This is a genomic window from Pseudomonas sp. RL, assembly GCF_000647775.1.
Classification (GTDB): domain Bacteria; phylum Pseudomonadota; class Gammaproteobacteria; order Pseudomonadales; family Pseudomonadaceae; genus Serpens; species Serpens flexibilis.
Window position 1 is genome coordinate 30,974 of the sequence record NZ_JBOY01000052.1, and the last position, 12,418, is coordinate 43,391.

General features: G+C 62.2%; 10 protein-coding genes and 3 tRNA genes. 6 read left to right on the plus strand and 7 right to left on the minus strand.

All coding sequences use genetic code 11. From position 1 onward, the window contains the following. Positions 1-103: 103 nt before the first annotated feature. The gene (gene acnB / locus AS93_RS0109345) at positions 104-2,713 is read right to left on the minus strand and encodes a bifunctional aconitate hydratase 2/2-methylisocitrate dehydratase (RefSeq protein ID WP_027590369.1); all 2,610 of its coding nucleotides are present in this window, start codon (positions 2,711-2,713) and stop codon (positions 104-106) included. 369 nt (positions 2,714-3,082) lie between these two features. On the opposite strand from acnB, the gene AS93_RS0109350 reads away from it, so the two are divergent. Beyond that, a complete protein-coding gene (locus AS93_RS0109350; RefSeq protein WP_027590370.1) occupies positions 3,083-3,532 on the plus strand; it encodes a DUF1289 domain-containing protein in 450 nt (149 codons plus the stop codon). A gap of 4 nt (positions 3,533-3,536) precedes the next feature. Here the strand turns inward: AS93_RS0109350 and AS93_RS0109355 are convergent, their stop codons facing one another. Further along, entirely contained in the window at positions 3,537-4,400 is an 864-nt protein-coding gene (locus AS93_RS0109355) for a universal stress protein (RefSeq protein WP_027590371.1), read from the minus strand. A 205-nt stretch (positions 4,401-4,605) separates the two neighbouring features. On the opposite strand from AS93_RS0109355, the gene miaE reads away from it, so the two are divergent. Beyond that, positions 4,606-5,208 (plus strand): tRNA isopentenyl-2-thiomethyl-A-37 hydroxylase MiaE, encoded by a 603-nt coding sequence (gene miaE / locus AS93_RS0109360; protein ID WP_027590372.1) that lies wholly within the window; start codon positions 4,606-4,608, stop codon positions 5,206-5,208. 27 nt (positions 5,209-5,235) lie between these two features. On the opposite strand, the gene lpxH is transcribed toward miaE, so the two are convergent. Both lpxH and AS93_RS0109370 read right to left on the minus strand, forming a co-directional pair. Then, the gene (gene lpxH, locus AS93_RS0109365) at positions 5,236-5,961 is read right to left on the minus strand and encodes a UDP-2,3-diacylglucosamine diphosphatase (RefSeq protein ID WP_027590373.1); all 726 of its coding nucleotides are present in this window, start codon (positions 5,959-5,961) and stop codon (positions 5,236-5,238) included. Next, the gene (locus AS93_RS0109370; RefSeq protein WP_027590374.1) at positions 5,958-6,452 is read right to left on the minus strand and encodes a peptidylprolyl isomerase; all 495 of its coding nucleotides are present in this window, start codon (positions 6,450-6,452) and stop codon (positions 5,958-5,960) included. The genes lpxH and AS93_RS0109370 overlap by 4 nt, the downstream gene beginning before the upstream one ends. A 120-nt stretch (positions 6,453-6,572) precedes the next feature. Between AS93_RS0109370 and AS93_RS0109375 the strand changes: the two genes are divergently transcribed. Further along, entirely contained in the window at positions 6,573-8,240 is a 1,668-nt protein-coding gene (locus AS93_RS0109375; RefSeq protein ID WP_027590375.1) for a glutamine--tRNA ligase/YqeY domain fusion protein, read from the plus strand. A gap of 1 nt (position 8,241) precedes the next feature. After that, positions 8,242-9,627: a cysteine--tRNA ligase gene (cysS, locus tag AS93_RS0109380; protein WP_027590376.1), complete on the plus strand. Its 1,386-nt coding sequence runs from the start codon at positions 8,242-8,244 to the stop codon at positions 9,625-9,627. 158 nt (positions 9,628-9,785) lie between these two features. Here cysS and AS93_RS0109385 read toward each other — a convergent pair. From AS93_RS0109385 to AS93_RS0109395, 3 genes are all read right to left on the minus strand, one after another. Further along, positions 9,786-9,870, minus strand: a tRNA-Leu gene (locus AS93_RS0109385). A 49-nt stretch (positions 9,871-9,919) separates the two neighbouring features. Then, positions 9,920-9,995 (minus strand) — tRNA-His (locus AS93_RS0109390). A 34-nt stretch (positions 9,996-10,029) separates the two neighbouring features. Then, positions 10,030-10,106, minus strand: a tRNA-Arg gene (locus tag AS93_RS0109395). 272 nt (positions 10,107-10,378) lie between these two features. On the opposite strand from AS93_RS0109395, the gene folD reads away from it, so the two are divergent. Further along, the gene (gene folD / locus AS93_RS0109400; protein WP_027590377.1) at positions 10,379-11,233 is read left to right on the plus strand and encodes a bifunctional methylenetetrahydrofolate dehydrogenase/methenyltetrahydrofolate cyclohydrolase FolD; all 855 of its coding nucleotides are present in this window, start codon (positions 10,379-10,381) and stop codon (positions 11,231-11,233) included. Between the two features lie 122 nt (positions 11,234-11,355). Beyond that, a complete protein-coding gene (locus AS93_RS0109405) occupies positions 11,356-12,243 on the plus strand; it encodes a Dyp-type peroxidase (RefSeq protein ID WP_027590378.1) in 888 nt (295 codons plus the stop codon). Positions 12,244-12,418 lie beyond the last annotated feature (175 nt).

Consider the following 12,418-nt stretch of genomic DNA (forward strand, 5'->3'; position numbering starts at 1 on the left):
GACTGAAGTCGCTCCTACAGGTTCGGTGACTCCAGCCGCGATGCGCTGGAAACAAAAGGGCCCGTGTCTTGCGACACGGGCCCTTGGTGTTACCGGCTAAGGCTTAGGCCTGAACGACCGGGATCTTCGCGTTGGCCGCGGCTTCGCGGAACTCGGCGATCTGGTCGAAGCTCAGGTAGCGGTAGATATCGGCAGCCATGCTGTCGATGTCCTTCGCGTAGGCCATGTACTCCTCGACGGTCGGCAGCTTGCCGATGATCGAGGCGACCGCTGCCAGTTCGGCAGAAGCCAGGTACACGTTGGTGGCATCGCCCAGACGGTTCGGGAAGTTACGGGTCGAGGTGGAGACCACGGTGGAGCCGGTCTGTACGCGCGCCTGGTTACCCATGCACAGCGAGCAGCCCGGCATTTCCATGCGGGCACCGGCCTTGCCGTAAATGCCGTAGTAGCCTTCTTCGGTCAGCTGGTGGGCGTCCATCTTGGTCGGCGGTGCCAGCCACAGACGGGTCGGAATGCCACCCTTGACCTTGTCCAGCAGTTTACCGGCAGCGCGGAAGTGACCGATGTTGGTCATGCAGGAACCGATGAACACTTCGTCGATCTTGTCGCCGGCCACGGTGGACAGCAGACGAGCGTCGTCCGGATCGTTCGGGGCGCACAGGATCGGTTCCTTCACTTCGTTCAGGTCGATCTCGATGACGGCCGCGTATTCGGCGTCCTTGTCGGCTTCCAGCAGCTCCGGCTTGGCCAGCCAGGCTTCCATCGCCTTGGCGCGACGCTCCAGGGTGCGGGCATCGCCGTAGCCTTCGCTGATCATCCAGCGCAGCAGGGTGATGTTGGACTTCAGGTACTCGGCGATCGAGTCTTCCGGCAGCTTGATGGTGCAACCGGCAGCCGAACGCTCGGCGGAGGCGTCGGACAGTTCGAAGGCTTGTTCCACGGTCAGACCGGTCAGGCCTTCGATTTCCAGGATGCGGCCGGAGAAGATGTTCTTCTTGCCCTTCTTCTCGACAGTCAGCAGGCCCTGCTGAATGGCGTAGTAGGGGATGGCATGCACCAGGTCACGCAGGGTGATACCGGGCTGCATCTTGCCCTTGAAGCGCACCAGCACGGATTCCGGCATGTCCAGCGGCATGACCCCGGTGGCGGCGGCGAAGGCTACCAGGCCGGAACCGGCCGGGAAGGAGATGCCGATCGGGAAGCGAGTGTGGGAGTCGCCACCGGTACCGACGGTGTCCGGCAGCAGCATGCGGTTCAGCCAGCTGTGGATGATGCCATCACCCGGGCGCAGGGACACACCGCCACGGTTCATGATGAAGTCGGGCAGGGTGTGGTGAGTGGTGACGTCGATGGGCTTCGGATAGGCGGCGGTGTGGCAGAAGGACTGCATCACCAGGTCGGCGGAGAAGCCCAGGCACGCCAGGTCCTTCAGCTCGTCGCGGGTCATCGGGCCGGTGGTGTCCTGGGAACCGACGGTGGTCATCTTCGGTTCGCAGTAGGTGCCCGGGCGCACGCCCTTGCCTTCCGGCAGACCGCAGGCGCGGCCGACCATCTTCTGGGCGAGGGTGAAGCCCTTGCCGCTGTCAGCCGGCGCTTCCGGCTTCTTGAACAGGGTGGACGGAGCCAGACCCAGCTCGGCGCGAGCCTTCTCGGTCAGGCCGCGGCCGATGATCAGCGGGATACGGCCGCCAGCGCGGACTTCGTCCAGCAGCACGTCGGTCTTCAGCTGGAAGGTGGTGACCAGCTCGTTGCTGTCGTGACGACGGACTTCGCCCTTGTACGGGTACACGTCGATGACGTCGCCCATGGCCAGGTTGGTGCAGTCGAATTCGATCGGCAGGGCGCCGGCGTCTTCCATGGTGTTGTAGAAGATCGGGGCGATCTTGGTGCCGAAGCAGAAACCACCGGCGCGCTTGTTCGGCACGTAGGGGATGTCGTCACCGAAGAACCACAGCACGGAGTTGGTGGCGGACTTGCGGGAAGAACCGGTACCGACCACGTCGCCGACGTAGGCGACCGGGAAGCCCTTGGCCTTCAGCGCTTCCATCTGCTTGATGGGGCCGACGGAGCCGGGAACGTCCGGGTTGATGCCGTCGCGGGCCATCTTCAGCATGGCCAGGGCGTGCAGCGGGATGTCCGGGCGGGACCAGGCGTCCGGAGCCGGGGACAGGTCGTCGGTGTTGGTTTCGCCGGTGACCTTGAATACGGACAGGGTGATCTTTTCGGCAACGGCCGGACGGTTCTGGAACCATTCGCCGTCGGCCCAGGACTGCAGCACGGCCTTGGCGGCGGCGTTGCCCTTCTTGGCACGTTCGGCCACGTCGTGGAAGGCGTCGAACATCAGCAGGGTGTGCTTCAGTTGTTCGGCGGTCACGTTGGCCAGTTCGGCATCGTCCAGCAGCTCGACCAGGGTGGCGATGTTGTAGCCGCCCTGCATGGTGCCCAGCAGCTCAACGGCGCGCTGCTTGCTGATCAGCGGAGACTTGGCTTCGCCCTTGGCGATGGCGGAAAGGAATCCGGCCTTGACGTAGGCGGCTTCGTCGACGCCCGCGGGGACGCGGTTGGTGATCAGGTCAACCAGGAAGGCTTCTTCGCCAGCCGGCGGGTTCTTCAGCAGCTCGACCAGGCCTGCGGTTTGTTCGGCGTTCAGCGGCTGAGGCACGACGCCTTGGGCGGCGCGCTCTGCTACGTGTTTGCGGTAGGCTTCAAGCACAGTTATTACCTCATCAGTGGTCCCATGGGCCGGGACACTCATCCCGGGAACCTCGAGCCTGCACTCCACCGCTTTATGGGCGGCTTTGCCTGGGCTGCGAGATTTCCCCTCAAGAAGCTGCTTTCAAAGTTTTACGCCAAGGGGACGAAGCGAGGAAGCGCTGCGATGAGGTTCTCGTCCCGCTCGGTTCGACTGTGCTCGTGACGCTTTGAAAACAGCTTCCGGCGGTTGGTGATGCCAAAAACGGCGGATGGATTCTACTGGAAAGGCGCTGTGAAAGTAAGTCGCGCAGCCACTACAAGCCGGGGTGACCCGGGTTAGACAAAGGGCTAAGATGCCCGCCCCGCAAGCCGCCACCCGGTCTTCGCCATGTTCGATTCCCGCCTGCCCACACCCTGTGTCGGACGCTGCTCCACAGTGTTTGGCGACCTGGTGTGCCGGGGTTGCAAGCGCTTCCTGCACGAGATCGTCGACTGGAACGCGTACGACGAGTCCCGCAAGGCACAGGTATGGGGGCGACTCGAGCAATTGCTGGTGCGGGTGATGGAGAACAAGCTGGTGATCCAGGATGCGCAACTGTTGCGTCATCAGCTGGAGCGGCGGCAGATCCGCTTTGTGCCGCAGCTGTCGCCCTACTGCTGGGCCTATCAGCTGCTGGCCCATGGCGCCCGGCATATCCGCCGCCTGGACGCCTACGGGTTGGCGCTGCAGCCGGCTTACGGCGAATGGACGCTGACAGCGCTGCGCGATGCGATCGATGAGGAGTTCTATGCGCTCTCCGAGGCCCGCCGCCGGCAGGAAGCCGGTGGGCAGGCCTGAGGCTTCAGCGCTGCAGCAGGGTTTCCAGGTGCTGGATGATGTCTTCCGGCTTGAGTACCAGCACGTCGCTTTCCAGTGAGTCCAGCACCACCTCTGCGGTATTGCCCATCAGGGCGCCTGCCAGGCCGGTACGGGCCACGGTGCCGATTACGGTCACCGCTGCGTTGAGCGCGTGGGCGGTCTTGGGGATCAGTACGTCCGCCGGTCCTTCCTGGATATGCAGATGGCTGTCCGGAACTTCGTATTCGTCCTGGAACCTGCGGCAGGCCTCGCGGTAGCGCTGCTCGATGGTTTCCTTGAGCTGGAAGGTCGGGTCGGCCGCCGAGAGCATGGGGGAGGGGTGGGCGCTGAGAACGTGCAGCTCGCCCTGGCACAGTCGGGCGATGTCGCTGGCATGGCCAACGATGCCGGTGTGCAGCGTCTGGTGCTCGCTGTCGGAGTTGCCGACATCCACGGCGGCGAGGATGGCACGGCCGGTCCAGGGCTGGTCGTTCTTGACCATCAGCACCGGGCAGGGGCAGTAGCGCAGCAGTTTCCAGTCTTCCGGAGTCAGGAAGGCCTTCTTCAGCAGGCTGTCGCGGCGGTGCTGCTTGATCACCAGTGCGCACCCTTCGGCCTGCTGCACGGCGATCACGGTCTGGTGCGGGCCGTCCTGCCAGGCTTGTTGGGCGGTGACGGAGTATCCCTCGTCGGTGAGCGTTTTGGTCAGCGTGTCGAGCAGGGCGGCGTGGTTCTGAGCGGGCTCCGCGCAGATCAGCAGATGCAGATGCGACTGGGTCACGCTGGCAATCAGCTGGGCGCGCTTCAGCGCGAGCTGTTCCGGAAGATCGGGCTGGATGACGACCAGAATGCTGCGGATCGCTTGCATATGTGTGCTCCTTTGCGGTGTGCCTGGCTGAACTGTAGCCGCCTCGTCGGCCCATGCCGCTGACCTGGGTCAAGCGCGGGTGCTGGCTGGACGGGCGTGCGGTCGTATAATGCGCCGTTTTCGCTGTCGAGCCGAGCGTAATGTCCCCAAATCGAGTCCTGGATTCAGCTTTGTCCATCTCGCGCATGCCGAGCGGGAGGTGCTGATGAACTTGCCGGAAATTCATGCATTCCTGGGTTGCCGCACGCCGGATGCCTGGGTGGCGATGGCGCTGCAACACCAGGACATCCTGCTGATCGATCACAAGAACTGCGAGTTCAAGGCCGCTTCGACCGCGCTGAGCCTGATCGCCAAGTACAACCAGCGCCTGGATCTGGTCAACTACATGTCGCGGCTGGCGCGCGAAGAGCTGGTGCACCACGAGCAGGTGCTGCGCATCCTCAAGAAGCGCAAGGTCGAGGTCCGGCCGGTGTCCGCCAGTCGCTATGCCTCCGGGCTGCGTGCCGGGGTTCGCACGTCGGAGCCGCACAAGCTGATCGACACACTGGTAGTGGGTGCCTATATCGAGGCGCGAAGCTGTGAGCGCTTCGAGGCACTGGTGCCGCATCTGGACCCGGAGCTGGCCAAGTTCTACGCCGGCTTGCTGCAGTCCGAGTCGCGGCATTACCAGAATTATCTGAAGTTCGCCTATCAGTTCGGAGAGCCGGTCGATGTGGAGCGCTCGGTCGAGCGCTTCCGCGAAATGGAGCGGGAGCTGATCGAAAGCCCCGACGCGGAATTCCGCTTTCACAGCGGCGTGCCGGCTTAAGGGCAGCGGCCGGACGCAGGGTCCGGCTTACGCCTCCAGCGGGAAGGGCGCCTGTCTCCGTCCGCTGCCGTCGATCTGCAGGGCCCAGCCCTGCCTGTCCCAGTCGCCCAGCACGATACGCTGAGCGTCCTGCCCATTCACCGAGAGCGTATGGACGTCGGGTCGGTGGGTATGGCCATGAATCAGCGTGCGTACGCCGTGCTCGGACATCACTCGCTCGACCTCCGCCGGTGTTACATCGGTGATTTCGGCGGTCTTCATGCGGGTCTGTGCCCGGCTTTCATTGCGCAGCTTGCGCGCCAGTTGGCGGCGCTTGCTCAGCGGCAGGTGGCGCAGGATGAATAACGCCAGCGGATTGCGCAGGATGCGGCGCATGCGCATGTAGGCTTCATCGGCGGTGCACAGGCTGTCGCCGTGCATGAGCAGCACCCGCTCGCTCTCCAGCGTGATGACGCTGGGGTCCTTCAGCAGCGTGCAGCCCGCCTCGCGGCAGAACGCCCGGCCGATCATGAAGTCGCGGTTGCCGTGCATCAGGAAGATGCGTGTGCCGGTTTGGCTCAGCTCGTGCAGGGCGGCGGCAATCTGGTGCTGGAAGGGCGTCATGCCGTCATCGCCGATCCAGACCTCGAAGAAGTCGCCGAGGATATACAGGGCGTCGGCCTGCACCGCGCGTTCCCGCAGAAAACGCAGAAACGCCCGGGTGATGTCCGGGCGTTCCTCTTCAAGATGCAGATCGGAGATCAGCAGGATCATTCGGTGACTTCGGCACGCTCGATGATCACGTCGTCGACCGGCACGTCCTGGTGGCCGCCACGCATGGTGGTTTGCACTGCCTTGATCTTGTTGACCACATCCATGCCCTCGACCACTTCACCGAAGACCGCATAGCCCCAGCCCTGTACGGTCGGCGCAGTGTGATCGAGGAAGTCGTTGTCCTTGACGTTGATGAAGAACTGCGCGGAGGCGGAGTGCGGCTCCATGGTGCGTGCCATGGCGATGGTGCCGGTCTTGTTGGAAAGACCGTTGTTGGCTTCGTTCTTGATGGGGGCGCGGGTGGACTTCTGCTTCATGCCGGGTTCGAAGCCGCCGCCCTGGATCATGAAGTTGCCGATCACGCGGTGGAAGATGGTGTTGTCGTAATGGCCATCCTTCACGTACTGGATGAAGTTGGCTACGGTTTCCGGCGCCTTGTCGGCGAACAGTTGCAGGGTGATGGTGCCGTGATTGGTGTGCAGCTTGATCATGACAAGGGCTCTCTGTCGCAGGGGAGTGAGGTCTGTCAGGTGTATGACAGCTCGGCTATGATACGGCGTTTATTTTGCTCGGCCTACCCGGGGCCGCGCAGCAGTCAGTCCAAGGATCCCATGAGCAAGCCCGAGATTCCCGCCGCCGCGAATTTTCTCCGTCCCATCGTTCAGGCTGACCTGGACAGCGGCAAGCACAGCACGATCATTACCCGCTTCCCGCCGGAGCCCAACGGTTACCTGCATATCGGTCATGCCAAGTCGATCTGTCTGAACTTCGGCCTGGCCGAAGAGTTTGGCGGCCAGTGCAACCTGCGCTTCGACGACACCAACCCGGCCAAGGAAGACCAGGAATACATCGATGCGATCAAGGAAGACGTGCGCTGGCTGGGCTTTCAGTGGGCCGGCGAGGAACATTACGCGTCGGACTACTTCGAGCAACTGCACGACTGGGCGATCCATCTGATCAAGGCCGGCAAGGCCTATGTCTGTGACCTGTCCCCCGACGAGGCCCGCGAATACCGCGGCAGTCTGACGGAGCCGGGTCGGAACAGTCCGTTCCGTGAGCGCTCGGTGGAGGAAAACCTCGACCTGTTCGCGCGCATGAAGGCTGGCGAGTTCCCGGATGGCGCACGTGCGCTGCGTGCGAAGATCGACATGGCTTCGCCGAACATGAACCTGCGCGACCCGATCCTCTACCGCATCCGTCATGCCCACCACCACCAGACCGGCGACAAGTGGTGCATCTATCCGAGCTATGACTTCACCCACGGCCAGTCGGACGCCATCGAAGGCATCACCCACTCGATCTGCACCCTGGAGTTCGAGGATCACCGCCCGCTCTACGAGTGGTTCCTGGACAACCTGCCGGTGCCGGCCAAGCCGCGCCAGTACGAATTCGCGCGCCTGAACCTGAACTACACCATCACCAGCAAGCGCAAGCTCAAGCAACTGGTCGATGAAGGCCACGTGAATGGCTGGGACGACCCGCGCATGTCCACGCTGTCCGGCTTCCGCCGCCGTGGCTATACCCCGGCCTCGATCCGCAACTTCTGCGACATGATCGGCGTCAACCGCGCGGGCGGCCTGGTGGACATTGGCATGCTGGAATTCGCCATTCGTGAAGACCTGGATGCCAACGCTGCGCGCGCCATGTGTGTGCTCAAGCCACTGAAGGTGGTGATTACCAACTATCCGGAAGGCCAGGTCGAGAACCTCGAGCTGCCGCGCCATCCGAAGCTGGACATGGGCGTGCGCGTTCTGCCGTTCTCCCGCGAGATCTACATCGACGCGAGCGATTTCGAAGAAGTGCCGCCGGCCGGCTACAAGCGCCTGATCCCGGGCGGCGAGGTGCGCCTGCGTGGCAGCTACGTGATCCGCGCCGACGAGGCGATCAAGGACGCTGAGGGCAACATCGTCGAACTGCGTTGCTCCTACGACGAAAACACCCTGGGCAAGAACCCGGAAGGCCGCAAGGTCAAGGGCGTGATCCACTGGGTGCCGGCCGCCGAAAGCGTCGAGTGTGAGGTGCGCCTGTACGACCGCCTGTTCCGTTCGCCGAATCCGGAAAAGACCGAGGAGGGCGGCAGCTTCCTGGACAACATCAACCCGGAATCCCTGGTGGTGCTCAAGGGCTGCCGCGCCGAGCCGTCGCTGGCCAGTGCGGTGGCCGAAGAGCGTTTCCAGTTCGAGCGTGAGGGCTACTTCTGCGTGGACCGTCGCGACTCGACGCCTGGGGCGCCGGTCTTCAATCGCACCGTGACGCTGCGCGACTCCTGGGGAGCCTGATATGGCGTTATCGATCTACAACACCCTGAGCAAGACCAAGGAGCCGTTCAAGCCGCTGGTCGACAACCAGGTGCGCATGTACGTGTGCGGCATGACGGTCTATGACTTCTGTCACATCGGCCACGCCCGGGTGATGGTGGCTTTCGACGTGGTGGCCCGCTGGCTGCGCCACCGTGGCTACGACCTGACCTATGTGCGCAACATCACCGACATCGACGACAAGATCATCCGTCGGGCCAACGAGAACGGCGAGCCGTTCGAGGCGCTGGTCGAGCGCATGATCGCGGCGATGCATGAGGATGAAGCGCGCCTCGGCGTGCAGCGCCCGGATCTCGAGCCGCGGGCGACCCGGCACATCGACGGCATGTTCGCGATGATCCAGACGCTGATCGATAAAGGCTATGCCTACGCACCGGGCAATGGCGACGTGTACTACCGGGTCGGCAAGTTCGAGGGTTACGGCAAGCTGTCGCGCCGCAAGATCGAAGACCTGAAAATTGGCGCGCGCATCGAGGTGGACGAGGCCAAGGAGGATCCGTTGGATTTCGTGCTGTGGAAGGGCGCCAAGCCCGGCGAGCCGAGCTGGCAATCGCCGTGGGGTGCGGGGCGCCCTGGCTGGCATATCGAATGCTCGGTGATGTCCACCTGCTGTCTGGGTGACACCTTCGATATCCACGGCGGTGGTCCGGATCTGGTGTTCCCGCATCACGAAAACGAGATCGCCCAGAGTGAGGCGGCGACCGGCAAGCCCTACGCAAATGCCTGGATGCATGCCGGTGCAGTGCGTGTGGATGGCGAGAAGATGTCCAAGAGCCTGGGCAATTTCTTCACCATCCGTGAGGTGCTGGAGAAGTATCACCCGGAAGTGGTGCGTTACCTGCTGGTGTCCAGCCACTACCGCAGCCCGATCAACTACTCCGAAGATAGCCTGCGCGAGGCCAAGGGTGCTCTGGAGCGCTTCTATAACGGCCTGAAGGGGCTTCCGGATGTACAGCCGGCGGGCGGCGAGGAATTTGTTGCACGCTTCACGGCGGCGATGGACGATGACTTCAACTCGCCGGAAGCCTGCTCGGTCCTGTTCGAGATGATCCGCGAAGTCAACCGTCTGCGTGAAAGCGACCTGAATGCTGCTGGCGCGTTGGCTGCTCGCCTTCGGGAGCTGGCCGGTTTGCTAGGGGTGCTGCAGCTGGAGCCGGACGCCTTCCTGCAGGCTGGCGCCGAAGGAAAGGTGGATGGCGCCGAGGTGGAAGCGCTGATCGCCGCCCGCCTGCAGGCTCGCGCCGAGAAGAACTGGGCCGAATCGGACCGTATCCGCGATCAGCTCACCGCCATGGGTGTGGTCCTGGAGGATGGCAAGGGCGGCACCACCTGGCGCCTGGCTGAGTAACTCGCCGCTGCAATGCAAAAGGCCGCTCTCGTGAGCGGCCTTTTTATGTCATACACAAAGCGGGCCTCGGCGGAGGTGCCCGGCAGTAATTCAATTATCAGAGGAGGGTGCCCGGTCAGCCTGGTTCTTAGGCTTTGGGCAAGTGCTGCGAAAGGAGATGGTGCGGACGGAGAGACTCGAACTCTCACACCTTGCGGCGCCAGAACCTAAATCTGGTGTGTCTACCAATTTCACCACGTCCGCGTGGTTGAAACGAAAACGCCAGACTCAGGGTCTGGCGTTTTCTCGAATATGGGGTGGACGATGGGAATCGAACCCACGACACCAGGAGCCACAATCCTGTGCTCTACCAACTGAGCTACGCCCACCATATTGCGTTTGCTTGTGCCAAAGCTGCCTTTATGGCGCACCCGGCAGGACTCGAACCTGCGACCATCCGCTTAGAAGGCGGATGCTCTATCCAGCTGAGCTACGGGCGCCTATTTCTGCTATCTCGAAAGAGCGCAAATGTTGGCTTTGATTGCAGTTAGCCTTTGGTGAGGCTTGCTGCCTTCATGCCCAGCGACTAGCTGTGCTCGACAAGCGGGGCGTATGTTATTCATGTCGCCATACCTAGTCAACAGATTTTTTAAAAAAATCCTGTGAGATAAATGGGTTACGTCTGTCTGGCCTTCGCTGCTTTTGCCTTCGGGGGCTGGCGTGCGAGAATGCGCGCCTTCTATTTACCCTTTGTGATGGTTGACCAAGCGTAATGACCGCTCAATTGATCGACGGCAAGGCGATTGCCGCCCGTCTCCGCCAGCAGATCGCCCAACGGGTTGTCGAACGTCGTCAGCAGGGGCTGCGCGCACCTGGTCTGGCTGTGATCCTGGTGGGCTCTGATCCTGCGTCCCAGGTTTATGTGGCGCACAAGCGCAAGGATTGTGTCGAGGTCGGTTTCGAGTCCCGTGCCTACGACCTGCCGGAAACGACCAGTCAGGAAGAGCTGCTGGCATTGATCGACCAGCTAAACGCGGATCCTGCAATTGACGGCATCCTGGTGCAGCTGCCTCTGCCGAAGCATCTGGATGCGTCCCGGTTGCTGGAGCGTATCCGTCCTGACAAGGATGTGGATGGTTTCCATCCTTACAATGTGGGTCGCCTTGCGCAGCGGATTCCATTGCTGCGCCCTTGCACGCCGAAAGGCATCATGACGTTGCTGTCCGAGACAGGCGTCGATCTGCACGGCCTGGATGCCGTGGTGGTTGGGGCATCCAATATCGTTGGGCGTCCCATGGCGCTTGAGCTGTTGCTGGCTGGATGTACCGTTACGGTCACCCATCGCTTCACCAGGAATCTGGAGGAGCACGTCAGTCGTGCCGACTTGGTGGTGGTTGCCACGGGGATCACTGGATTGGTGAAGGGGCACTGGATCAAGCCGGGTGCCATCGTCATCGATGTAGGTATCAATCGCCAGCCGGACGGGCGTTTGGTTGGTGATGTCGAGTTTGAGGCGGCCAGCAAGCGTGCCGGTTGGATTACGCCGGTTCCCGGCGGGGTGGGTCCTATGACCCGTGCCTGCCTGCTGGAAAATACGCTTCACGCGGCGGACAAGTTGCACGCTTGAGCCTGTGTCACGAGAACGGCACCCTGCGGGGTGCCGTTTTTATTGGTGTGCTAGTGAGACAAGTGCTGCCCGTGTGCCCGGTCGTAGTGCTTGGGCTGCCCGATGCCATTGCAGGAGAGTTTATGAATCGTTGTCAGCCGGCCATCCTCGAAGCGCCGGTCCCTTTGCAAGCTCGCCATTTGTTCTTCTCGTTGCGTTCGCCGGATGAGTTGCGTGGGGCTCTGGATCGCCTTGTGCCATGGGTGGATGGCCGGGCTGTGGTGGTAGGGCTGGGGCAGTCTCTTGTGACGGCGATGGGGTGCTGTGTTTCGGGGCTTCGTGAGTTCCCGGCCTTCGAGGGTTCGCTCGTTGAGGTTCCTGTCACTCAGTTTGCGCTGTGGTGCTGGTTGCGGGGGAGTGATCGCGGCGAGCTGCTGCACTTGTCCCGGCGATTGGAGGTGGCGTTATCCCCTGCGCTGTCTCTTGATCACGCTGTTGAGGCCTTTCGCCATCAGACGGGTCATGATCTGACGGGTTATGAAGATGGCACTGAAAACCCGCTTGGCGAGGCGGCAGTCAAGGCGGCGATTGTTGTCGACGGTGAAGATGGGGAGCTGGGTGGTAGTTTTGCCGTCATCCAGCGGTGGGTTCATGATCTCGACTATTTCGAAAGCCTCCCTGGTTCTGAGCAGGACGACATTTTCGGGCGTCGCAAAAGTGATAACGAAGAGCTGGATGAGGCTCCGGAGTCGGCGCATGTGAAGCGGACGGCTCAGGAGAGCTTCGCGCCGGAGGCGTTTATGGTGCGTCGCTCCATGCCGTGGGTCGAGGGGGCGCGGGCGGGGTTGATGTTTTTGTGCTTCGGACGGAGTTTTGATGCATTTGAGGTGCAAATGCGCCGGATGGCGGGAGTCGATGATGGGATTGTGGATGCGCTTTACCGTTTCAGTCGGCCGGTAAGTGGCGGTTATTATTGGTGCCCGCCGCTGCGTGAGGGTGTGCTCGATCTGTCCGGGGTACGGGTTGGTTGAAGTTATATAAAAGAAGCCTTGACCTTTGGCTGAGGCTCCTTATAATGCGCCCCACTTCCAGCGTAGAGTTGCTGAAAACTCCTTGTAAATCAACGAGTTGGATGTTCGGGTCTACCTGGTAGGGCTCGCTAGAGGAAGCGGGCTGCTGGTCGAGGCGGGGTTGACAGTGTCGTTT